Raw genomic sequence first — 22,434 nt, 5'->3', positions numbered from 1 at the left:
GGGCGGGGACCTCCATGGGGCGATGAGCGACGGGAATGGTTCAGATTACCCGTGAATGCGCTGGTGGCTGTGGGGACGGAAGACTCGGGGGAAGGCGGTCTCAGAAGTGGTAGTCGTCGATGTTCTTCCGGTCGAAGACGGTGGGCTTGCCGAGGTCGACCACACCGTCCTTGCCGATGGTGAAGGTGCCCATGGCGCCGGCCTTGAAGGTCTCGCCCTCCTTGCCGGTGATCTGCCCGGAGGACAGCGCGACGGCGGTGCGTGCGGCGAGCTCGCCGAGCTTGGCCGGGTCCCACAGCTCGAAGCCCTCGACGGTGCCGTTCTTGACGTACTTGCGCATGTCGTTGGGGGTGCCGAGGCCGGTCAGGGCGACCTTGCCCTTGTACTTGGAGCCGGACAGGTACTGGGCGGCGGCCTTGATGCCGACGGTGGTCGGGGAGATGATCCCGGCGAGCTTGGGGTGTTCCTGGAGGAGGCCCTGGGTCTGCTGGAAGGACTGCTGGGCGTCGTCGTTGCCGTACGCGACCTTCACCAGCTTCATGGCCTTGTACTTGGGCTTCTTCAGCTCGTCCTTCATGAAGTCGATCCAGGTGTTCTGGTTCGTCGCGGTCTGCGCGGCGGACAGGATCGCGATCTCGCCCTTGTAGCCGGTCTGTTCGCCCAGGAGCTGGACCTGGGTGCGGCCGAGCGCCTCGGCACTGGCCTGCGAGACGAAGGCGTTGCGGCACTCGGGCTTGGTGTCCGAGTCGTACGTGACGACCTTGATGCCGTTCTTCATGGCCTGCTTGAGGGCGGTGCACAGGGCGCCGGGGTCCTGAGCGGACACGGCCATCGCGTCGACCTGCTGCTGGGTGAGCGTGTTGACGTAACTGACCTGCCCGCTGGTGTCGGTGGCGCTGTTGGGGCCGGTCTCCTTGTACGTCGAGCCGAGCTCGGTGACGGCCTTCTCGCCGCCCTTGTCGGCGGTGGTGAAGTACGGGTTGTTGACCTGCTTGGGCAGGAAGGCGACCTTCAGGCCCTTCTTGGTCGCGGCTCCCGGGTCGGCCTTGGCGTGGGAGGACGTGCCGGCGTCGTCGTCCTTCGCCGAGTCCTTGGTGGTGCCGCCGCACGCGGTGGCGGCGAGCGCGAGGGAGGTGACGGCGGCGAGCGCCAGGCAGGCTCGGCGGAGTGCGGGTGCGGACATCGTGGGCCCCTTTCGGGCGGTACGTGAGGTCAGTGCGAGGGGATGGTGGCCTGGCGGCCCGCTCGGGCGGTCGCGATCTGCCGGGCGACGCGGGGTCCGAGCACGGAGACGACCAGCAGGACGCCGGTGACGACGATCTGCGACTGGGCGGAGACGTTGAGCAGGCTCATCGCGTTCTGGAGGGCGCCGAGCAGGAACACTCCGGCGATCGCGCCGCCGAGTGTGCCCCTGCCGCCGTCGAAGTCGATGCCGCCGAGCAGCACGGCGGCGACGACGGAGAGTTCGAGCCCGGTGGCGTTGTCGTAGCGGGCGCTCGCGTAGTGCAGGGCCCAGAACACGCCGGTCAAGGAGGCCATGAGGCCGGTGGCGACGAACAGCCACAGTTTGTGCCGCCGGACGCGGATCCCGGCGAAGCGTGCCGCCTCCTCGTTGGCGCCGATCGCGAAGAGCGAGCGGCCGAACGGCGTCGCGTGCAGGATGACGACGGCGATCGCGAGCAGCGCGAGGAAGGGCAGGAACGCGTACGGCAGGAAGGTGTCGCCGATGCGTCCCGCCGCGAAGTCCAGGTACTGCGAGGGGAAGTCGGTGACCGCGTCCGAGCCGAGGATGATCTGGGCGATGCCGCGGTAGGCGGCCATGGTGCCGATCGTGACGGCGAGGGAGGGCAGGCCGAGGCGGGTCACCAGGAGGCCGTTGACGAGCCCGCAGAGGACTCCGAGGACGAGGCACAGCGGGATGATCGTCTCGATGGCCATGCCCGCGTTCCACAGGGAGCCCATCACGGCCCCGGACAGGCCGGCCGTCGAGGCGACGGAGAGGTCGATCTCGCCGGCGACCACCAGGAGGGTCATCGGGAGCGCGATCAGCGCGATGGGCAGGGTGTTGCCGAGCAGGAACGACAGGTTGAGCGCGTTGCCGAAGCCGTCGACGAACGAGAACGACGCCAGGAGGAGCACCACCAGGAGGGCGCCCACCACGGTGTCCCACCGGACTGCGCGGGTGAGGGGGAGATCAGCCATGGCGGGCGTTCCTCTTCTTCAGTGCCTTGGCGACGCGCAGGGCGACGACCCGGTCGACGGCGATGGCGAGGACCAGCAGGACGCCGTTGATGGCGAGCACCCACACCGAGCTGACACCCAGGGCGGGCAGCACGCTGTTGATGGAGGTCAGCAGGAGTGCGCCGAGCGCGGCGCCGTAGACGCTTCCGGAGCCGCCGGTGAACGCGACGCCGCCGACCACGACGGCGCTGACGACGGTGAGTTCGTAGCCGTTGCCGGTGGCGGAGTCGACGTTGCCGAAGCGGGCCAGGTACAGGGCGCCCGCGAGCCCGGCGAGTGCTCCGCACGCGGTGTACGCGGCGAGGATCCGCCGGCGCACGGGGATGCCGGCGAGGCGCGCGGCCTCCGGGTTGGAGCCGAGCGCGTAGAGCTCGCGCCCGCCGCCGAAGTGACGCAGGTAGTACGCCACCGCGATCAGGACGGCGAGGGCGATCAGCGCGAGATACGGCACCGCGGAGATGCCGCCGGAGCCGAAGTCGACGTATCCGCCCGGCAGATCGGACGCGGTGATCTGCCGCGAGCCGACCCAGATCGAGTCGATGCCGCGGATGACGTAGAGCGTGCCGAGGGTGACGACGAGGGCCGGTACCTGGCCGAGGCTGACGAGGGCGCCGTTGAGGAGCCCGCAGCCGACGCCGAGGGCGACGGCGAGCACGATCGCGACGACGGAGTTGCCGCCTCCGTGGAGGAAGTCACCGGCGGCGAAGGCGGTGATGCCGAGCGTCGAGCCGACGGACAGGTCGACGTTCCGCGTGATGACGACCAGCGCCTGCCCGGTGGCGACGAGGACGAGGATGGTGGCGTTGAGGAGCAGGTCCTTGATGCCCTGCTCCGAGAGGAACTCGGTGTTGCCGGCCTGGGTGACGCCGATCATCACCAGGAAGACCAGCAGGATGGCGAGTTCACGCATCTTGAACACCCGGTCGACGAGCCGGGTACCACCGGCCTTGTCGGGGTCGACGGCGGGCGCGGGCGGCTGCGCGGTGACGGTCATGGGGTCCTCCTTCCGGGGCTTCCGGGGCTTCCGGGGCTTCCGGGGTTCGCTTCGCTCGGGCCACGCATCACGCCGCCCTCCCCGTCGCCGCCGCCATCACGGACTCCTCCGTCGCCTCGGTGCGCGGGATCTCCGCCGTGAGACGGCCCTCGTGCATGACGAGTACGCGGTCGGCCATGCCGAGGATCTCCGGCAGGTCGGACGAGATCATCAGCACCGCGACGCCGTCCGCGGCGAGTCCGGACAGCAGCCGGTGCACCTCGGCCTTGGTGCCGACGTCGATGCCGCGCGTCGGCTCGTCGACGATCAGCACGCGGGGGCCGGTGGCGAGCCACTTGGCGAGGACGACCTTCTGCTGGTTGCCGCCGGACAGGGTGCCGACCGCGTCGGCGATCCGCGCGTACTTGACCTGGAGTTTCACGGCCCAGTCCAGTGAGCGGCTGCGCTCGGCCCCGCGGTCCATGAGCCCGGCCCGCGCGGTCGTGCGCAGCCCGGTGAGCCCGATGTTGCGTTCGATCGACATGCCCATCACGAGGCCTTGGGCGCGCCGGTCCTCGGGCACGAGGGCGAGTCCGGCGGCCATGGCGGTGCTGGGGGCGCCGTTGACGAGCGCGCGGCCGTCGACCTCGACGGTGCCCGCGTCCCGGCGGTCGATGCCGAAGACAGCCCGGGCGACCTCGCTGCGACCTGCCCCGACGAGCCCCGCGAGGCCGACGATCTCGCCGCGCCGCACGTCGAACGACACGTCGGTGAAGACGCCTTCGCGGGTCAGCCGGCGCACGCTCAGGGCGACCGCGCCGATGTCGGTGGCCTGCTTGGGGTAGAGCTCGTCGAGGTCGCGGCCGACCATGCGGCGTACGAGGTCGTCCTCGGTGAGGCCCTCGACGGGTTCGCTCGCGATCAGGGCGCCGTCGCGCAGCGTCGTGACGCGCTGGCAGAGCTCGAAGATCTCTTCCAGGCGGTGGGAGATGAAGAGGATGGCGGAGCCCTGTTCGCGCAGGGTGCGCACCACGGCGAAGAGGCGGGCCACTTCGCTGCCGGTGAGCGCGGCGGTCGGCTCGTCCATGATCAGGACCCGGGCGTCGAAGGAGAGCGCCTTGGCGATCTCCACGATCTGCTGGTCGGCGATGGACAGGCCGCGCGCGGGCTGCTCGGGGTCGAGGTCGACGCCGAGGCGCGCGAAGAGCGCGGCGGCCGCGGCGTTGACCGCCCTGTGGTCGATCCGGCCGAGGGAGCGGCGGGGCTGGCGCCCCATGAAGATGTTCTCGGCGACGGAGAGGTCCGGAAAGAGCGTGGGCTCCTGGTAGATGACCGCGATCCCGGCGTCGCGGGCGTCGGCGGGTCCGTGCAGGGTGACGGGCTCGCCGTCGATGAGCACGGTGCCGGCGTCGGGCCGGTGGACCCCGGCGAGCGTCTTGATGAGGGTGGACTTCCCCGCGCCGTTCTCTCCGGCGAGGGCGTGCGCCTCTCCGGCGTGGAGCTGCAGGGACACGCCGTGGAGGGCGCGCACGGCACCGAAGGACTTGTCGAGTCCCTCTACGGCCAGGACGGGGGGCTCTCTCATGGGAATGGCACCGATCGGGTCTGAAGAGCTGACTATGAAAGGTTTCAAACGGATTGCACGGAAGCTAGCCCCGCACCAACTCCGGCGTCAATGGTGGGGACTTGGAAATCTCCGGGAGCCTGCATCTCGACCCTGACCGGATCAAAGTACGTGCCAGGCAGCGGGCGCCCGGCCGGGGTTCAGAAGCGGGGTACCCACCCGCTGTGGCGCCGCCGCACACCCTTGACAGCTCACTTTCGTCACTCTAGCTTCCCTCCCTGAAACGATTCATAGCCGAGTCGTATGGAGCCGAGTGTGATCAGCAGAAGACGACTGCTCAGCACGACCGCGACAGCCGCCCTGGGGACGGCCATCGCCTCCGCCGCACCGGGAGCCGCACAGGCGGCGCCCGCCTCGGGAGCCGCCGGAGGCGCTCGGGCCGCGAAGGCCGTGCGCGTGAGCGCGCCCACCGTCGAGTACGTGAGCCACCCGCTCGGGCTCGACGTACCGCACCCCAGGCTGAGTTGGCCCCTGGAGTCGGACGAACCGGGCCGGGCCCAGAGCGCCTATCAGATACGGGTCGCCACCACCGCGAGCCGCCTCACCGACCCTGACGTGTGGGACAGCGGCAAGGTCGCGTCCCCCGAGTCCACCCTCGTCCCCTACGCGGGCCCCGCCCTGACCTCGCGTACCCGTTACTACTGGTCGGTCCGGGTCTGGGACACCGCGGGCCGCGCCTCCCAGTGGAGCGAGCCGTCCTGGTGGGAGACCGGCCTGACCGCCGCGTCCGACTGGTCCGCCCGGTGGATCGGGGCTCCCGCGGCGCTGATCGGGGCGCCGGCGCTCGACGACGCCTCCTGGATCTGGTTCCCCGAGGGCGACCCCGCCAGTGGCGCCCCGGCGGGAACCCGCTACTTCCGCGGCCGTGCCGACGTCCCGGAAGGCGTGACCCGGGCCCGCCTGGTGATGACCGCCGACGACGGCTACACCGCGTACGTGAACGGCACCGAGGTGGCGCACGCCGACGCGGACGGCCCGGCGGAGAACTGGCGCCGCCCGGCCGTCGTCGACGTGACCGCCCAACTGCGCGCCGGTGCGGCCGTGTTGGCCGTCTCCGCCGTCAACGCCACGGACAGCCCTGCCGGCCTGCTCGGCCTCCTGGAGCTGACGACGGCCGACGGGGTGAAGACCTTCGTCACCGGCACCGACTGGAAGGCCGCCGACCAGGAGCCCGCCGGTGACTGGAAGTCGGCCGGGTTCGACGACACTTCGTGGAAGGCGGCGAAGGCCCTCGCGCAGTGGGGCTCGGGCCCCTGGGGCAAGGTCGCGCCGTCGCACTCCCCCGCCGCCCAGCTGCGCCACGAGTTCCGGCTCAAGGGCCGGTCGGTCGCGCGCGCACGTCTCTACGCGTCGGCGCTCGGTCTGTACGAGGCCCACATCAACGGCGAGCGGGTCGGCGAGGACCGGCTCGCGCCGGGCTGGACGGACTACCGCAAGCGCGTCCAGTACCAGACGTACGACGTGACCAAGCTGGTGAAGTCCGGGGCCAACGCGCTCGGTGCGACGGTCGCCGCGGGCTGGTACGCCGGTAACATCGCCTGGTTCGGTCCGCACCAGTACGGCGAACGTCCCGCGTTCCTGGCCCAGTTGGAGGTCACGTACACCGACGGATCGACCGAGCGGGTGCTGTCCGGCACCGACTGGCGCGCCTCGACCGGCCCCGTCACCGACGCCGACCTGATGGCGGGCGAGGAGTACGACGCACGCCTGGAGACCGACGGCTGGACGCGCGCCGGGTTCGACGACTCCGGCTGGGTCGCGGCCGCCGCCGTCGACAAGGTGAGCGCCGCCCTGGTGGCCGAGGCCGGCGGCCCCACCCGTCTCGAACGCGAGCTGTCCGCACGGAAGATGACCGAGCCGAAGCCCGGCGTGTTCGTCTACGACCTGGGCCAGAACATGGTCGGCGCGGTCCGCCTCACCGTCGCCGGGAAGGCCGGCACCACCGTACGGCTGCGGCACGCCGAGGTCCTCAACCCGGACGGCACGATCTACACCGCCAACCTCCGGACGGCGAAGGCCACCGACACGTACACCCTCAAGGGCGGTGGCAAGGAGACGTACGAGCCGCGCTTCACCTTCCACGGCTTCCGCTACGTCGAGGTGACCGGCTACCCCGGCAAGCCGCCGCTCGACGCTGTCGTGGGGCGGGTCATCCATACGTCGGCGCCCTTCACCATGGACTTCTCGACGAACGTGCCGATGCTCAATCAGCTGCACCAGAACATCACTTGGGGGCAGCGCGGCAACTTCGTCTCCATCCCCACCGACACCCCGGCGCGCGACGAGCGGCTCGGCTGGACCGGCGACATCAACGTCTTCGCGCCGACGGCCGCCTACAACATGGAGTCGGCCCGCTTCCTCACCAAGTGGCTGGGCGACCTGCGCGACGGCCAGAGCGACGAGGGCGCGTTCACGAACGTGGCCCCCGACATGCCCGGCGTCGGCGACGGCGTCGCGGGCTGGGGCGACGCGGGCGTGACCGTCCCGTGGGCGCTGTACCAGGCGTACGGCGACACGCGCGTCCTCGAGGAGTCGTGGCCGTCGATGGTGAAGTGGCTCGACTACCTGGAGAAGCACAGCAGCGGTTTCCTGCGCCCGGCCGAGGGCTTCGGGGACTGGCTCAACCTCCAGGACGAGACGCCCAAGGACGTCATCGGTACGGCCTACTTCGCCCACGCCGCCGACCTCGTGGCCCGGGCGGCGAAGGCGCTCGGCAAGGACCCGGCGCCGTACACGTCGCTGTTCGGCAGTGTGCGCGACGCGTTCCGCGCGGCGTACGTCTCGGACGGCGGCAAGGTGAAGGGCGACACGCAGACCGCGTACGTGCTCGCGCTGTCGATGGACCTGCTGGCGGAGAGCGACCGTGGCCCTGCCGCCGACCGTCTCGTCGCCCTCATCAAGGCCAAGGACTGGCACCTGTCGACGGGGTTCCTCGGCACACCGCGCCTGCTGCCGGTCCTCACCGCGGCCGGTCACACCGACGTCGCCTACCGGCTGCTCGTCCAGCGGTCCTTCCCCAGCTGGGGCTACCAGATCGACAAGGGCGCGACGACGATGTGGGAGCGCTGGGACTCCATCAAGCCGGACGGCAGCTTCCAGGACGCCGGGATGAACTCGTTCAACCACTACGCGTACGGCTCGGTCGGCGAGTGGATGTACGCGAACATCGCCGGTATCGCACCGGCCGAGCCGGGCTTCCGCAAGATCCTCGTGCGGCCACGGCCCGGGGGCGGGATCACGCGGGCACAAGGGCGCTACGACTCCGTCCAGGGGCCGATCAGCACCAAGTGGTCGGTGGACTCGGGCGGCTTCCGGCTCACGCTCACCGTGCCGGCCAACACGACCGCCGAGGTCTGGATCCCCGCGTCCGACGCGGCCCGAGTGGCGCACGGGGACGCGAAGTTCCTCCGCATGGACGACGGCTGCGCCGTCTTCGCCGCGGCGTCCGGCACCCACCGCTTCTCCAACTGACGGACCGCGAGGCCGAGATGAGCCCATGCCTAAATCGATTCACTCCTGCCCCGTTCCGGCGCGGGCAGACGGAGGCACACAGACGTGACGGATGACGTGAAGACAGCACAGGGGCCCGACCGGCGCGCCGTGCTCGGAGCGGGTGTGGGCGGGGCGGTGCTGGCCGCGGCCGGACTGCCCCTCCTGGGCGCGGGAACGGCCGCGGCAGCGACACCGGTTCAGGGCTCGGCTGCCGGACAGGCCCCGGACGCGGCCTGGCACCGCTACGTCCAGGCGCCTTCCGGCCGCACGGTGCGGCCGGTGCGGATCGTCCGGTCGGCCGGTGACGTGACGCGTCCCGACGCCCTCCTCAAGCCTGGCGGCCGGGTGACCGTCCTGCGCCGCCCCGAACCTCCCGCGCCACCGCGCTGGCCCGACGGCACCACGGCGGAGGGCTCCACCACCCACGCCGGCAACAACGGAGGCGACGGCCGACCGCGCACGTACGACGCACAGCACGCCGTCGACGGCGACCTCGACACCTTCTGGAACGACGACACCGAGCGCGCCTTCCCCGACACCCTGACGGTGACAGCGCCTGCGGCGCTCACGCTCTCGGGCCTGACCGTGGTGTCCGACACGGACGGCGTTCCCACGGACTTCACGGTGGACGCCTGGGTGGACTCGGACTGGCGGAAGGTCGCCGCCGTCACCGGCAACAGCGCGGTGCAGCGCGCCGTCCGCTTCGACGCGGCGGTGTCCACGGCGCGGGTGCGGATCACGGTCACCTCGGCCCAGGACCTCGGGCAGGGCGTGTTCACGCGGATCAACGAGGTCTGGCCCGAGGCCGTGGACCCGGTCGTCGCGCCGAGCGTGACGCTCGACTTCGGCAAGGTCGTCGTCGGTCACCCGAAGGTCGACTTCGCCTGGGCGTCCGGCAACAACCCCGGGGTGCGCCTCGCCTTCTCCGAGACGCTCCAGTTCCTCACCGACCGCTCCGACTTCACCCGCAACGACCAGGCGGGCGGCGCCTCGAAGGGAACGGACCAGTACGCCGTACCCGCGGGCGGCGCCGAGTGGACGGACAAGAAGGGCTACGCCTCGGGCAGCGACAAGGTGTACGCGGACGGCCTGCACGGCTTCCGCTATCTCAAGATCACGCTGGACGCGCTGCCGTCCGACGCGCCCGCCGCGCAGCCGTGGGGCACCGTCGCCGTGGACGCCGTGTCGCTCGCCTTCACGGCGTATCTCGGCACACCGGAGTCGTACCGCGGCTGGTTCCTGTGCTCCGACGAGGAGCTGAACCGCTACTGGTACGGCGCCTCGTACACGAACGAGCTGGTCGTCGACACCTTCCGCGCGGACGACGTGGACCCGCGGGGCGCCTTCAGCGCGTCGCTCGACGGCAAGCTCGTCCTGCACGACGGCGCGAAGCGTGACCGGGATCCGTACGTCGGTGACGTGGCGGTGGCGGGGCGCACCCTCTATCTCACCCACGACGACGCGGCCGAGGCCGCGCGCAACGTCCTGGCGGACCTCGCCGAGCACCAGCGGGCCGACGGCTGGATCCCGCCGGCCTCCATCAACCAGTACACGCTCCCGCTGTTCGACTACCCGCTGTGGTGGGTGACGTGCAGCTGGGACTACGTCCTGTACACCGGCGACACGGACTACGCCGAGCGCTACTACCCGCAGCTCGTCAAGGTCCTCGACACGTGGTACCCGAGCGTGACGGACGACGCGGGCCTGCTGAGCAAGGGCCTCAACGGCACGTCGGGGTACGGGGATTACGCGTTCCTCGGGCGCACGGGCCGGATCACCTACTACAACGCCAACTATGTGCAGGCCCTGAGGGACGCGGCCCGTATCGCGGACCACGTGGGTCATGACGCGGACGCGGGGCGGTGGCGGGAGCGGGCGGACAAGGTCGCCCAGGCGGTCAACACGCATCTGTGGGACGAGGCGGCGGGCGCCTATCTGGACTCCGCCACCGGCGCCGTCCGGCACGCGCAGGACGGCAACGCGATCGCCATCACGTCGGGCGTCGCGGACGCGGAGCGGGCGGCGTCGGCGCTCGCCCACCTGGACGCGACGACGAAACGCCGTTACGGCAACGCCTTCATGGACAACGACACCCTCTTCGGTGGCGCCTCCCAGCGGGTGTACGCCTTCACCTCGTACCCGGAGTTCGTGGCGCGCTTCGAGAGCGGCCTCGCCGACTCGGCGATCGACCAGATCAAGCGCACCTACGGATGGATGGAGAGCCACGACCCCGGCATCACGCACTGGGAGGGCATCGGTCCGAACGGCTCGCTGTACGAGGGCGCGTACACGAGCATGGCGCACGGGTGGTCCACGGGAGTGCTGCCCGCGCTCACCCACCAGCTGCTCGGCGCGAAGCCGACGTCACCGGGGTACGCCGCCTGGGAGGTGCGTCCGTTCACCGGATCGGTCCGCTGGGCGCGGGGTGAACTGCCCACACCTCATGGGCCGTTGGGCGTGGAGTGGGAGCGTCAGGGCGGCACGTTCACGTTGACCGTGCATGCGCCGCGGGGCACTCGGGGGGTCGTCGCGCTGCCCACGGACGGCCGGGGCGCGACGGTGCGCTCGGGCGGGCGGACGCTCTGGCGGGACGGCAGATCCGCGGCGTCCGGGGTGCGCCTCGACTCCGGCCGCGTGACGGTGTCCGCTCTCACCCCCGGCACCCACCGCTTCACGCTGACGCGCGAGGGCTGAACTGCGCCTGCGGCCTGGGAGATCGGGCCGCGGGCACAGTCACCGACCAGGCCGTGCGGGGCCGTTGACACGCCCCGCACGGCCCTTTAGCGTCAGGCTTTGAATCGTTTCACAACGATCGTTCGTTCACAGGAGAGACATGACCGGGTCCACAGCACACGAGGCGCGGACAGCGGCCGCCAAGGCCGTCCTGAAGCGCCAGTCGATCGAGACACCGTCCTGGGCTTACGGAAACTCGGGCACCCGCTTCAAGGTGTTCGCCCAGGCCGGCGTGCCCCGCACCCCGCGGGAGAAGCTCGACGACGCCGCGCAGGTCCACGCGTTCACGGGGGCCGCGCCGACCGTGGCGCTGCACATACCGTGGGACCGCGTCGAGGGCGGACCCGAGGGATACGCGAAGCTCGCCGCGTACGCCGAGGAACGCGGTGTGAAGCTGGGCGCGGTCAACTCCAACGTCTTCCAGGACGACGACTACAAGCTGGGCAGCGTCACCAACCCGGACCCCGCGGTGCGCCGCAAGGCCGTCGGCCACCTCCTGGAGTGCGTCGACATCATGGACGCCACCGGCTCGCGCGATCTGAAGCTGTGGTTCTCCGACGGCACCAACTACCCCGGCCAGGACGACCTCCGGGACCGCCAGGACCGGCTCGCCGAGGCGCTGCGGACCGTGTACGACCGGCTGGGCGACGACCAGCGCATGGTGCTCGAGTACAAGCTCTTCGAGCCCGCCTTCTACGCCACCGACGTGCCGGACTGGGGCACGTCGTACGCGCACTGCCTCAAGCTCGGCCAGAAGGCGCAGGTGTGTGTGGACACCGGGCATCACGCGCCGGGCACCAACATCGAGTTCATCGTCGCGTTCCTGCTGCGGGAGGGACGCCTCGGCGCGTTCGACTTCAACTCACGCTTCTACGCGGACGACGACCTGATGGTCGGCGCGGCGGACCCCTTCCAGCTGTTCCGGATCCTGTACGAGGTGCGGCGGGGCGGCGGTCTGGAGGCCGACTCCGGGATCGCGTTCATGCTCGACCAGTGCCACAACATCGAGGCCAAGATCCCCGCGATCATCCGCTCGGTGATGAACGTCCAGGAGGCCACGGCCAAGGCGCTGCTCGTCGACGCCGAGGCACTCGCCGCGGCCCAGCGGGAGGGCGACGTGCTGGCGGCCAACGGGGTGCTGATGGACGCGTACAACACGGACGTGCGTCCCCTACTGGAGGAGGTCAGGGAAGAGCTGGGGCTCGACCCGGATCCCATGGGGGCCTACCGGCGGTCAGGATGGCAGGAGCGGATCGTGAAGGACCGCGTCGGAGGCGTACAGGCCGGGTGGGGGGCATGAGCGACATGACGGAGCAGCACGCGTGCGTGAGCGAACTCCTGGCCCGTTCACACCGGTTGGGCGCGGATCCGCGCAACACGAACTACGCGGGGGGCAACACCTCGGCGAAGGGCACCTCTACCGACCCGGTGACGGGTGGTGACGTCGAGCTGATGTGGGTCAAGGGCTCGGGCGGCGACCTGGGGACGCTCACGGCCGACGGGCTCGCGGCCCTGCGCCTGGACCGGCTGCGCGCCCTGGAGGGCGTGTATCCGGGGGTGGAGCGCGAGGACGAGATGGTCGCCGCGTTCGACTACTGCCTGCACGGCAGGGGCGGCGCCGCGCCATCCATCGACACCGCGATGCACGGCCTGGTCGACGCGGCGCACGTGGACCACCTGCACCCCGACTCCGGGATCGCGCTCGCCTGCGCCGCGGACGGCGAGAAGCTGACCGCCGAGTGCTTCGGCGACGCGGTGGTGTGGGTGCCGTGGCGCAGGCCCGGATTCCAGCTCGGCCTGGACATCGCGGCGGTCAAGGAGGCCAACCCGCGGGCGATCGGCTGCGTCCTCGGCGGTCACGGCATCACGGCGTGGGGCGACACGGCGCAGGAGTGCGAGCGGCGCTCCCTGCACATCATCCTTACCGCGGAGGCGTTCCTCGCCGAGCGGGGCAGGGCCGAGCCGTTCGGCCCGCTGCTCGCGGGGTACACCGGCGCCGGACCGGCCGGCCGGCGGGAGCGGGCCGCCGCCCTCGCCCCGTTCATCAGGGCGCTCGCCTCCCAGGACCGGCCCCAGGTGGGCCACTTCGACGACTCGGACGTCGTGCTCGACTTCCTGTCGCGCACCGAGCACCCGCGCCTCGCGGCACTCGGCACGTCCTGCCCCGACCACTTCCTCCGCACGAAGGTCAGGCCCCTGGTCCTCGACCTGCCGCCGACGGCTCCCCTGGACGAGGCGGTCGCGCGCCTGCGGCAGCTGCACGCCGAGTACCGCGAGGAGTACGCGGCCTACTACGCGCGGCACGCGGGCCCTGACTCGCCGGCGATGCGGGGCGCCGATCCGGCGATCGTGCTCGTCCCCGGGGTCGGCATGTTCAGCTTCGGCAAGGACAAGCAGACGGCGCGCGTCGCGGGCGAGTTCTATGTCAACGCGATCAATGTGATGCGGGGCGCCGAGGCCGTGTCGGCCTACGCGCCGATCGAGGAGTCGGAGAAGTTCCGCATCGAGTACTGGTCCCTGGAGGAGGCCAAGCTCCGGCGGATGCCTGAGCCCAAGCCGCTCGCCACCCGGATCGCGCTCGTGACGGGCGCGGGCAGCGGCATCGGGAAGGCGATCGCCCGCAGGCTCGTGGCCGAGGGCGCGTGCGTGGTGGTCGCGGATCTGAACGGGGACAACGCGGCTGCCGTGGCGGAGGAGTTGGGCGGGCCCGACAAGGCGGTGGCCGTCACGGTCGACGTGACGTCGGAGGAGCAGATCGTCGAGGCGTTCGGGACGGCGGCCCTGGCGTTCGGCGGAGTCGACCTCGTGGTGAACAACGCGGGCATCTCCATCTCGAAGCCGCTCCTGGAGACGACGGCCCGGGACTGGGACCTCCAGCACGACATCATGGCGCGCGGCTCCTTCCTCGTGTCGCGCGAGGCCGCCCGCGTCATGCGGGCGCAGGGGCTCGGCGGCGACCTCGTGTACATCGCCTCGAAGAACGCGGTGTTCGCGGGCCCGAACAACATCGCGTACTCCGCGACCAAGGCCGACCAGGCACATCAGGTCCGGCTGCTGGCAGCCGAGCTGGGCGAGCACGGCATCCGGGTCAACGGCGTGAATCCGGACGGTGTGGTGCGCGGCTCCGGCATCTTCGCGGGCGGCTGGGGCGCGCAGCGCGCGGCGACGTACGGGATCGAGGAGGACAAGCTCGGCGAGTTCTACGCGCAGCGGACCATCCTCAAGCGCGAGGTACTGCCCGAGCATGTCGCCAACGCGGTGTTCGCCCTGACGGGCGGGGACCTCACGCACACGACGGGGCTGCACATTCCGGTGGACGCCGGCGTCGCCGCGGCCTTCCTGCGATGAGCGGGGCCATGGCGACTCCGGTTGCCGCCCGGACGGGCGTGTTCGCCGCGGTCGACCTGGGTGCCTCCAGCGGGCGCGTCATGGTCGGCCGGGTCGGCCCCGGCACCCTCGCCCTGGCGGAGGCCCACCGTTTCCCCAACCGTCCGGTGCACCTCCCTGAGGGGCTGCGCTGGGACGTGCTCGGCCTGTACGCGGGCGTGCTGGACGGGCTGCGCGCCGCCGGCGCCACGGCGGGCGGGCGGATCGCGTCCGTCGGCATCGACAGCTGGGCCGTGGACTACGGCCTCCTCGACGCGGACGGCGCGCTGCTCGGCCACCCCGTGCACTACCGCGACGGTCGTACCGAGGGCGTGGCGGAGAAGGTGTGGGCGAGCGTGCCGGCGGCGGAGCTGTACGCGGCGACGGGCCTGCAGTACGCGCCGTTCAACACCCTCTACCAGCTGGTGGCGGCACAGGGATCGGCTCAACTGGCCGCTGCGCGCCGCCTGCTGCTGATTCCCGATCTGATCTCGTACTGGCTGACCGGGGAGCAGGGCACGGAGGTGACCAATGCCTCGACCACCCAGCTCATCGACCCACGCACCGGTGACTGGGCGTCCTCGGTCGCCGAGCGCCTGGGGGTCGATCTCGGGCTCTTCCCGCCGCTGCGGAGGCCCGGGGACCCGGCGGGGCAGTTGCTGCCGGAGGTACTGGAGGAGACGGGGCTGACGGGTCCGGTCCCGGTGACGGCCGTCGGCTCGCACGACACGGCGTCCGCGGTGGCCGCCGTCCCGGCCGCACCGGGCGAGCGGTTCGCCTATATCTGCACCGGCACCTGGTCGCTGGCCGGTCTCGAACTCGACGCCCCCGTCCTGAGCGAGGCGAGCCGCGCCGCGAACTTCACGAACGAGCTGGGTCTGGACGGCACGGTCCGCTTTCTGCGCAACATCATGGGCCTGTGGCTGCTCCAGGAGTGCCTGCGCGCCTGGGGGGACCCCGAACTGGAGGCGCTGCTGAGGGAGGCGGGGGACGTCGCGCCGCTGAGGTCGGTGGTGGACGCGGGTGACGCCGCGTTCCTCTCCCCGGGCCGGATGCCCGAGCGCATCGCGGAGGCCTGCCGGGGCACGGGCCAGCCCGTGCCCCGCACCCGGGCCGAGACGACCCGGTGCATCCTCGACTCCCTGGCGCTCGCGCACCGGCGGGCGATCGCCGAAGCGGCGCGTCTGGCCGACCACCCGGTCGACGTCGTGCACATCGTGGGCGGCGGCGCCCGTAACGCGCTGCTGTGCCAGTTGACCGCCGACGCCTGCGGTCTCCCGGTCGTGGCGGGCCCCGCCGAGGCGGCGGCCCTGGGCAACGTACTCGTGCAGGCGCGCGCCCACGGCCTCGTCGGCGACCGGGCGGCGATACGCGAACTCCTCGCCCGCACCCAGCCCCTGACCCGGTACGAGCCGCGGGGGAACCACACCGCGTGGCGGGCCGCCGAGCGGCGCCTCGCCGAACGGTGACGCCAGGTGTCTCCCCTCCGGGCCGCCTGCCGCGTACCCTGCACCCATCCGATGATCGATACGAAGGGGCCGCGATGCGTGTCGCACTGTTCCTGACGTGTGTCAACGACACGCTCTATCCGGACACCGGCCGTGCGGTGGTGAAACTGCTGACCAGACTGGGTGTCGACATCGACTTCCCGATGGGGCAGACCTGTTGCGGGCAGGCGCACTACAACACCGGCTATCGCCATGAGGCGGAGCCGCTCGCCCGGAAGTTCTCCGATGTATTCGGTGAGTACGACGCGATCGTGACGCCGTCGGGGTCGTGTGGGGCGATGGTGCGCGAGCTGTACCCGCGCATGGGTGAGCGCGCCCGCGCGGAGGGCCGCGGCGACGGGCTCGCGGCCACTCTCGCGCCGGTCGTGCCGAAGACGTACGAGCTCACCGAGTTCCTCGTGGACGTGCTCGGTGTGACGGACGTGGGCGCGTACTACCCGCACACCGTCACGTACCACCCGACGTGCCACGGCCTGCGCTCCCTCGGGCTCGGCGACAGGCCCTACCAACTGCTCAAGGCGGTCAAGGGACTTGACCTCAAGGAGCTGCCGGGCGCTGCGGAGTGCTGCGGGTTCGGCGGCACCTTCGCCGTCAAGAACTCCGATGTCTCGGCGGCCATGGCCGAGGACAAGGTCCGCAACGCCGGCTCGACCGGCGCCGACGTCCTGTGCGCGGCGGACAACTCCTGCCTGATGCACCTCGGCGGCACGATGTCCCGCCTGCACACGGCGATGCGCCCCGTCCACATCGCGGAGATCCTGGCGAGCACGCAAGAGGAGCCCCTGTCATGAGCGGCACGTTCGTCGGCATGCCCGCCTTCCCTAAGGCCGCCCACGAGGCCGTCGGCAACACCACCCTGCGCGCCAACCTGAAACATGCCACGCACACCATCCGCGACAAGCGGGCCAAGGCCGTCGCGGAGCTGGACGACTGGGCGCTCCTGCGCGAGGCCGGCAAGCAGATCAAGGACCACACCCTGCGCCATCTCGACACCTATCTCGTGCAGTTGGAGGAGGCCGTCACCGCGGCGGGCGGCACCGTCCACTGGGCCGCAGACGCGGACGAGGCCAACCGGATCGTGACGCGCCTGGTCAAGGAGACCGGCGAGTCCGAAGTGGTCAAGGTCAAGTCGATGGCCACCCAGGAGATCGGGCTCAACGAGGCGCTGGAGGCCGAGGGCATCCACGCCTACGAGACCGACCTCGCCGAACTCATCGTCCAGCTCGGTCACGACCGCCCCTCCCACATCCTCGTCCCGGCCATCCACCGCAACCGCGGCGAGATCCGCGACATCTTCACCAAGGAGATGGGCGCGTGGGGCCGCCCGGCCCCCGAGGGCCTGACGGACACCCCCGCGGAGCTGGCCGAGGCCGCACGCCTGCACCTGCGCGAGAAGTTCCTGCGTGCCAAGGTCGGCATCTCCGGGGCGAACTTCATGGTCGCCGAGACCGGCACCCTGGTCGTCGTCGAGTCCGAGGGCAACGGCCGCATGTGCCTCACCCTGCCCGAGACCCTGATCTCGGTCGTCGGCATCGAGAAGATCGTCCCCACCTGGCGCGACCTCGAGGTCTTCCTCCAGACGCTCCCCCGCTCCTCGACGGCCGAACGCATGAACCCGTACACGTCGATGTGGACCGGCACCAGTGACAGTGACGGGCCCCAAGCCTTCCACCTGGTCCTGATCGACAACGGCCGCACCGACACCCTCGCCGACGAGGTCGGCCGCCAGGCCCTGCGCTGCATCCGCTGCTCCGCCTGCCTCAACGTCTGCCCGGTCTACGAGCGGGCCGGCGGCCACGCCTACGGCTCCGTCTATCCCGGCCCCATCGGCGCCATCCTCAGCCCCCAACTCCGCGGCACAGCCAGCGAGATCGACGCCTCACTGCCCTACGCCTCCAGCCTCTGCGGCGCCTGCTACGAAGTCTGCCCCGTCGCCATCGACATCCCCGAAGTCCTCGTGCACCTGCGGGAGCGGGTCGTGCAGGGCGGACCGGCCACCCGGCAGGGCAACAAGGTGGTCCTGAAGCCGGCGAAGGGCCATGCGGCGGAGCGGGCGGCCATGCGCACGGCCGGCTGGGCGTTCGTCCACCCCGGAGCGCTGCGCGCGGGCCAGCGCCTGGCCTCGCGCACGCGCCGCTTCCATCCCCGTACGCTCCCCGGTCCCGGCCGGGCCTGGAGCGCGACGCGGGATCTGCCGCAGGTCCCGGCGGAATCCTTCCGCGACTGGTGGCAACGCACGCACGGCACGAAGGAGAGCGGCAAGTGAGCAGCAGGGACATCATCCTGGGCCGGGTCCGGCGCGCGCTCGGCGATGCGCCCCGGGGCGACGCACAGGCGTCGTACGAGACGGCCGTGGACCGGGGGTACCGGCGTGAGCACGGCTCCCGGACCACCGAGGAGACCGTCGACCTGCTCGCCGAGAACCTGGCGGACTACCGGGCGATCGTGCACCGCTGCCAGGACGAGGAGGAGCTCCCGTACCTGATCATGAGGCTGCTCGCCGCGCGGGGACCGCGGTACGTGCTCGTGCCCCCGGGACTGCCGCCCGAGTGGATGTCCGCCGCCGATCCCACCCGGGTGCACGACCGTGCCGTGAGCACCACGCACGACCTGGACGCGGTGGGGAGCGTGGTCACCGGCTGCGCGGTGGCCGTCGCCGAGACCGGCACCATCGTCCTGGACGGCTCGCCCGACCAGGGCCGCCGCCGCATCACGCTGATCCCCGATCACCACATCTGCGTCGTCCGCGTCCCGGACCAGGTCGTCTCCTCGGTCCCGCAGGCCCTGGAGCGGCTCGACCCGAGGCGGCCCCTGACATGGATCTCCGGTCCGTCCGCCACCAGTGACATCGAACTCGACCGGGTCGAGGGCGTGCACGGCCCGCGCACCCTGGAGGTCGTGCTGGTGAGCGGGGAGTGACCGTCGCGGTTAGCGTGAGGGAATGATCCGGTTCGACCAAGTCACCAAGCGGTACGCGGACGGCACGACGGCCGTGGACGAACTGTCCTTCGAGGTCGGCGAGGGCGAACTGGTCACCCTGGTCGGCCCGTCGGGCTGCGGGAAGACCACCACGATGATGATGGTCAACCGCCTCATCGAGCCCACGTCCGGCCGGATCTTCGTCGACGGCGAGGACATCTCGAAGGTCGACCCGGTCCAGCTGCGCCGCCGCATCGGATACGTCATCCAGCAGGTCGGCCTCTTCCCGCACCGCACGATCCTCGACAACACGGCGACCGTGCCCGCGCTGATCGGCTGGAAGAAGTCCAAGGCGCGTGCCCGGGCCGCCGAACTGCTCGACCTGGTCGGGCTCGACCCGAAGCAGTACGGCTCCCGCTACCCGGAGCAGCTGTCGGGCGGCCAGCGCCAGCGCGTCGGTGTGGCCCGCGCGCTCGCCGCCGACCCGCCGGTGCTCCTGATGGACGAGCCGTTCGGCGCCGTCGACCCGGTGGTCCGCGAGCAGTTGCAGGACGAGTTCCTGCGGATGCAGGCCGCCGTGCGCAAGACGGTTCTCCTGGTCACGCACGACATCGAGGAGGCCGTCCGGCTGGGCGACCGGATCGCGGTGTACGGGCAGGGCCGCATCGAGCAGTTCGACACTCCGGGTGCGGTGCTCGGCACGCCCGCGACCCCGTACGTCGCCGAGTTCGTCGGCGCCGACCGTGGTCTGAAGCGGCTCTCCGTGACGGAGATCGAGCCGGACGACCTGGACCAGCCCGCCGTGGCCCGCACCGGCGAGCCCGCCCGGCAGGCCGCCGCGCGGCTGCGTGACGAGGACGCGCGCTGGGCCGTCGTCCTCGACGCGGACGGCGATCTGCACGGCTGGGTCGGTATCGACGAGTTGTCGCTCGCGGGCGAGGAGGGGCTGGTCGGCGACCTGGCCCACCGCATGAACGCCTGGGTGCCCGTCGGCGCCCCGCTCAAGCAGGCGTTCGGCGTGATGCTCCAGCACGACGCGGGCTGGGTCGCGGTCCTCGAAGGCGCCCGCTTCCTCGGCGTGCTGACCCCGGCGAAGCTGCACGAGGCGCTGCGCCGCTCGGTGGACGCGGACGCCCAGGGCGTGGCGCGGGACGAGGTGAGTTTCGACTCGGTCGCCGACGCGTGACCGACCCGTCCCCCTCGGAGAAGTTCACCTCTTGAGCAGTCCCTTCGACTCCAGGTACGAGCGCGCCACGTCCTCCGGGAGCCTGCGCCAGCTGTCCACCTGCTGGTTCATGGACGCCAGGTCCTGGGTGGTCAGTACGGAGTTCAGCGCGCCGAGGACGTCGGCGACGCGCTCGCTGCCCGCCCGCGCCCGGTTGACCACCGGCACGATGTAGTCGGCGTTCTGCAGACGCTTGTCGTCGGCGAGCAGCACGAGGCCGAAGTCGGACAGGGTCGCGTCGGTCGTCGTGGTGAGCATCATCTGGCTCTTGCCGTCCTGCACCGCCTTCTTCGACTGGGTGGTGCCGACGCCCTTGGGGTCGACGCCGGTGACGTCGATCCCGTACGTCTTCCTCAGGCCCGGCTCGCAGTACGGCCGTTGGACGCATTCGTCGCCCGCGGCAAGGCGTACCTCCAGGCCGGACGCGCCGAGGTCGCTGAGAGTCTTGAGGCGGTGCTGCCTCGCGTAGGCGGTGGTCACGGCGAAGGCGTTCTGGTCGACGGCCTTGCCGGGGGCGAGGACGGCGAGTCCGCGCGGTGCGGCGAGGCCGTGCAGGGCCTTCATGGTGGCGTCGAGGTCGGGCGATCCGACGGGCGGGGCCTTGGCGCCGTTCGTCTTGGCGTTGAGCCAGTCGGCGAAGGTCGCCGCGTACTCGGGCACGACGTCGATCTGGCCGGATTCCAGGGCGGGTTCGTACAGTTCGCGGTTGGCGACAGAAAGGATCTTGGTGCTGTAGCCGGCCTGCTTCAGGAGCAGGGCGTACATCTGGGCGAGCAGGTCGCTCTCGGTGAAGCCGGCCGTGCCGATGATCAGGTGCTTGCTGTCGCCGGGCGGGGCGGTGACCGCGCCCTGGTTCTCCAGCGAGGGTCCGCCGCCGCAGGCGCCGACCAGGAGGAGCGGCAGGAGCACGGCTGCCACTGCGGCCCGCCGCCGTAAGGCCGCCATCAGGCCCTCCCCCGGGCCAGGGCGGGCGCGAACCGTTCGGCGAGCTCGAAGGCGCCCTCGACGAGCAGCGCGAAGACAGCGACGAGGACGGCGCCCGCGACGACCTGCGGGGTGCTCGCCAGGTTGAATCCGGCGGTGATGATCCGGCCGAGGCCGCCGCCGCCCGCGAGGGCCGCGATCGTCGCGGTGGCGACGAGCTGCACCGCGGCGATCCGCACCCCGTTCATGATCATCGGCAGGGCGAGGGGCACCTCGACCTGGAACAGCATCTGCCGTCCCGTCATCCCCATGCCGCGAGCGGCCTGGACGATGTCGCGGTCGACTCCGCGCATCCCGACGTAGGCGTTCGTGAGCAGCGGCGGGACCGCGAAGAGGACCAGGGCGACGACCGTGGGTCCCTCGCCGAGCTTTCCGAGCGGGGTGAGCAGGAGCAGCACGAGGACCGCGAAGGTGGGGACGGCGCGGCCGACGTTGGAGATGTTCACGGCGAGCGCGCCGCCCTTGCCGAGGTGGCCGAGGACGAGCGCGACGGGCAGGGCGATCAGGCAGCTGATGACCAGACAGACGACGGTGAGGACGAGGTGCTGGGCGAGCCGGTGCCAGATGCCGTCGTCGCCGGACCAGTGTGAGGCGTCGGCGAGCCAGTCCCAGGCGTCGGTGAGGGTCTTCACGCGTGGCTCGCTCTCGTCCAGGGAGTGAGGATGCGCTGCACGCCGAGCAGCAGCAGGTCGGCGGCGACCGCGATGACGACGCACAGCACGGACGCGGTGAGGACCTGGGCCTTGAAGAACGTGTTCATGCCCGCGTAGATGAGGTTGCCGAGGCCGCCGTAGCCGACGATGGCGCCCACCGTGACGAGGGAGACGGCGGAGACCATGGCGATGCGCAGGCCCGCCATCGCGGCCGGCAGGGCGAGGGGCAGCTCCACCGTGAGCAGCAGCCTGACCGGCCCGTATCCCATTCCGCGCGCGGCCTGCCGGGTGTCTTCGGGGACGGCTCGCAGGCCCGCGAGGATGTTCCGCACGAGCAGCGTGAGCGAGTACAGGACGAGCCCCGCGACGACGAGGGACGCGGACAGGCCGTACGCGGGCAGCAGCAGCGAGAACATGGCGAGCGACGGGATCGTGTAGAGGATCGTGGTCAGGGCGAGGACCGGACCCGACGCGAGGGACCAGCGACGGGCGACGACGGCCAGCGGCACGGCGAGCACCAGTGCGATCAGGACGGCGAGCGCGGTGAGCTGGAGGTGCTGGACGACCGCGTCGAGGAGGATGTGACGGCGGGTGGTCAGGTACTCGCCGCAGATCCAGTCGTTGCGCGCCAGACAGTCGTCGGGCGGCGCGCTGCCGGGGCTCTGGGTGAGGGGTCCGCTCCATGGGGGCACTCGTCCATTCCAGTGGCAGGCGCG

The 22,434-nt window shown here is 71.3% G+C and carries 16 protein-coding genes; 9 read left to right on the top strand and 7 right to left on the bottom strand.

Annotation, left to right across the window (positions count from 1 at the left end; translation table 11 throughout):
• Positions 1 to 100 precede the first annotated feature (100 nt).
• From rhaS to LGI35_RS38205, 4 genes are all read right to left on the bottom strand, one after another.
• On the bottom strand, positions 101 to 1,183 hold the full coding sequence (gene rhaS / locus LGI35_RS38220) for a rhamnose ABC transporter substrate-binding protein (protein ID WP_227299003.1): 1,083 nt from the start codon (positions 1,181 to 1,183) through the stop codon (positions 101 to 103).
• A 29-nt stretch (positions 1,184 to 1,212) separates the two neighbouring features.
• Positions 1,213 to 2,202: an ABC transporter permease gene (locus LGI35_RS38215; RefSeq protein WP_227299002.1), complete on the bottom strand. Its 990-nt coding sequence runs from the start codon at positions 2,200 to 2,202 to the stop codon at positions 1,213 to 1,215.
• Positions 2,195 to 3,235 carry an ABC transporter permease gene (locus LGI35_RS38210; protein WP_227299001.1) on the bottom strand — a complete coding sequence of 347 codons (1,041 nt, stop codon included), beginning with the start codon at positions 3,233 to 3,235 and terminating at the stop codon, positions 2,195 to 2,197. The genes LGI35_RS38215 and LGI35_RS38210 overlap by 8 nt, the downstream gene beginning before the upstream one ends.
• A gap of 67 nt (positions 3,236 to 3,302) precedes the next feature.
• A complete protein-coding gene (locus tag LGI35_RS38205) occupies positions 3,303 to 4,799 on the bottom strand; it encodes a sugar ABC transporter ATP-binding protein (RefSeq protein WP_227299000.1) in 1,497 nt (498 codons plus the stop codon).
• Positions 4,800 to 5,093: 294 nt separating this feature from the next.
• Here LGI35_RS38205 and LGI35_RS38200 point away from each other — a divergent pair, with 294 nt between their 5' ends.
• From LGI35_RS38200 to LGI35_RS38160, 9 genes are all read left to right on the top strand, one after another.
• Positions 5,094 to 8,309, top strand: a complete 3,216-nt coding sequence (locus tag LGI35_RS38200; RefSeq protein WP_227298999.1) for an alpha-L-rhamnosidase — start codon at positions 5,094 to 5,096, stop codon at positions 8,307 to 8,309.
• Positions 8,310 to 8,393: 84 nt separating this feature from the next.
• On the top strand, positions 8,394 to 11,024 hold the full coding sequence (locus LGI35_RS38195) for an alpha-L-rhamnosidase-related protein (RefSeq protein ID WP_227298998.1): 2,631 nt from the start codon (positions 8,394 to 8,396) through the stop codon (positions 11,022 to 11,024).
• Positions 11,025 to 11,163: 139 nt separating this feature from the next.
• Positions 11,164 to 12,363, top strand: a complete 1,200-nt coding sequence (rhaI, locus tag LGI35_RS38190; protein ID WP_227298997.1) for an L-rhamnose isomerase — start codon at positions 11,164 to 11,166, stop codon at positions 12,361 to 12,363.
• Between the two features lie 5 nt (positions 12,364 to 12,368).
• Complete coding sequence (locus tag LGI35_RS38185) at positions 12,369 to 14,411, top strand: bifunctional aldolase/short-chain dehydrogenase (RefSeq protein WP_227300696.1); 2,043 nt, start codon at positions 12,369 to 12,371, stop codon at positions 14,409 to 14,411.
• Between the two features lie 8 nt (positions 14,412 to 14,419).
• Positions 14,420 to 15,898 carry a rhamnulokinase gene (locus tag LGI35_RS38180; protein ID WP_227298996.1) on the top strand — a complete coding sequence of 493 codons (1,479 nt, stop codon included), beginning with the start codon at positions 14,420 to 14,422 and terminating at the stop codon, positions 15,896 to 15,898.
• Positions 15,899 to 15,972: 74 nt separating this feature from the next.
• Positions 15,973 to 16,728, top strand: coding sequence for a (Fe-S)-binding protein (locus LGI35_RS38175; RefSeq protein WP_227298995.1), 756 nt, complete (start codon positions 15,973 to 15,975; stop codon positions 16,726 to 16,728).
• Positions 16,725 to 18,203, top strand: a complete 1,479-nt coding sequence (locus LGI35_RS38170; RefSeq protein WP_227298994.1) for a LutB/LldF family L-lactate oxidation iron-sulfur protein — start codon at positions 16,725 to 16,727, stop codon at positions 18,201 to 18,203. The genes LGI35_RS38175 and LGI35_RS38170 overlap by 4 nt, the downstream gene beginning before the upstream one ends.
• The gene (locus tag LGI35_RS38165; RefSeq protein ID WP_227298993.1) at positions 18,200 to 18,856 is read left to right on the top strand and encodes a LutC/YkgG family protein; all 657 of its coding nucleotides are present in this window, start codon (positions 18,200 to 18,202) and stop codon (positions 18,854 to 18,856) included. Before LGI35_RS38170 ends, LGI35_RS38165 begins: the two co-directional genes overlap by 4 nt.
• Before the next feature lie 22 nt (positions 18,857 to 18,878).
• Positions 18,879 to 20,042, top strand: coding sequence for an ABC transporter ATP-binding protein (locus tag LGI35_RS38160; protein ID WP_227298992.1), 1,164 nt, complete (start codon positions 18,879 to 18,881; stop codon positions 20,040 to 20,042).
• Positions 20,043 to 20,066: 24 nt separating this feature from the next.
• Here the strand turns inward: LGI35_RS38160 and LGI35_RS38155 are convergent, their stop codons facing one another.
• Genes LGI35_RS38155 through LGI35_RS38145 form a run of 3 tightly spaced genes read right to left on the bottom strand, consistent with a single transcriptional unit; the run spans position 20,067 to position 22,410 of the window.
• Positions 20,067 to 21,026: an ABC transporter substrate-binding protein gene (locus LGI35_RS38155; protein WP_227298991.1), complete on the bottom strand. Its 960-nt coding sequence runs from the start codon at positions 21,024 to 21,026 to the stop codon at positions 20,067 to 20,069.
• The gene (locus LGI35_RS38150) at positions 21,026 to 21,697 is read right to left on the bottom strand and encodes an ABC transporter permease (RefSeq protein ID WP_227298990.1); all 672 of its coding nucleotides are present in this window, start codon (positions 21,695 to 21,697) and stop codon (positions 21,026 to 21,028) included. Before LGI35_RS38150 ends, LGI35_RS38155 begins: the two co-directional genes overlap by 1 nt.
• Positions 21,694 to 22,410, bottom strand: coding sequence for an ABC transporter permease (locus tag LGI35_RS38145; protein ID WP_227298989.1), 717 nt, complete (start codon positions 22,408 to 22,410; stop codon positions 21,694 to 21,696). The genes LGI35_RS38150 and LGI35_RS38145 overlap by 4 nt, the downstream gene beginning before the upstream one ends.
• Positions 22,411 to 22,434 lie beyond the last annotated feature (24 nt).

The sequence above is a fragment of the Streptomyces longhuiensis genome, from assembly GCF_020616555.1.
Taxonomy (GTDB): Bacteria; Actinomycetota; Actinomycetes; order Streptomycetales; family Streptomycetaceae; genus Streptomyces; species Streptomyces longhuiensis.
This window is presented reverse-complemented; position numbering and strand designations above follow the sequence as displayed.

Coding starts and splice junctions, on each gene's coding strand:
- LGI35_RS38160 (WP_227298992.1), top strand. CDS start 18,879: ATGATCCGGTTCGACCAAGTCACCAAGCGGTACGCGGACGGCACGACG.
- LGI35_RS38170 (WP_227298994.1), top strand. CDS start 16,725: ATGAGCGGCACGTTCGTCGGCATGCCCGCCTTCCCTAAGGCCGCCCAC.
- rhaS (WP_227299003.1), bottom strand. CDS start 1,183: ATGTCCGCACCCGCACTCCGCCGAGCCTGCCTGGCGCTCGCCGCCGTC.
- LGI35_RS38155 (WP_227298991.1), bottom strand. CDS start 21,026: ATGGCGGCCTTACGGCGGCGGGCCGCAGTGGCAGCCGTGCTCCTGCCG.
- LGI35_RS38210 (WP_227299001.1), bottom strand. CDS start 3,235: ATGACCGTCACCGCGCAGCCGCCCGCGCCCGCCGTCGACCCCGACAAG.
- LGI35_RS38180 (WP_227298996.1), top strand. CDS start 14,420: ATGGCGACTCCGGTTGCCGCCCGGACGGGCGTGTTCGCCGCGGTCGAC.
- LGI35_RS38215 (WP_227299002.1), bottom strand. CDS start 2,202: ATGGCTGATCTCCCCCTCACCCGCGCAGTCCGGTGGGACACCGTGGTG.
- rhaI (WP_227298997.1), top strand. CDS start 11,164: ATGACCGGGTCCACAGCACACGAGGCGCGGACAGCGGCCGCCAAGGCC.
- LGI35_RS38205 (WP_227299000.1), bottom strand. CDS start 4,799: ATGAGAGAGCCCCCCGTCCTGGCCGTAGAGGGACTCGACAAGTCCTTC.
- LGI35_RS38175 (WP_227298995.1), top strand. CDS start 15,973: ATGCGTGTCGCACTGTTCCTGACGTGTGTCAACGACACGCTCTATCCG.
- LGI35_RS38185 (WP_227300696.1), top strand. CDS start 12,369: ATGACGGAGCAGCACGCGTGCGTGAGCGAACTCCTGGCCCGTTCACAC.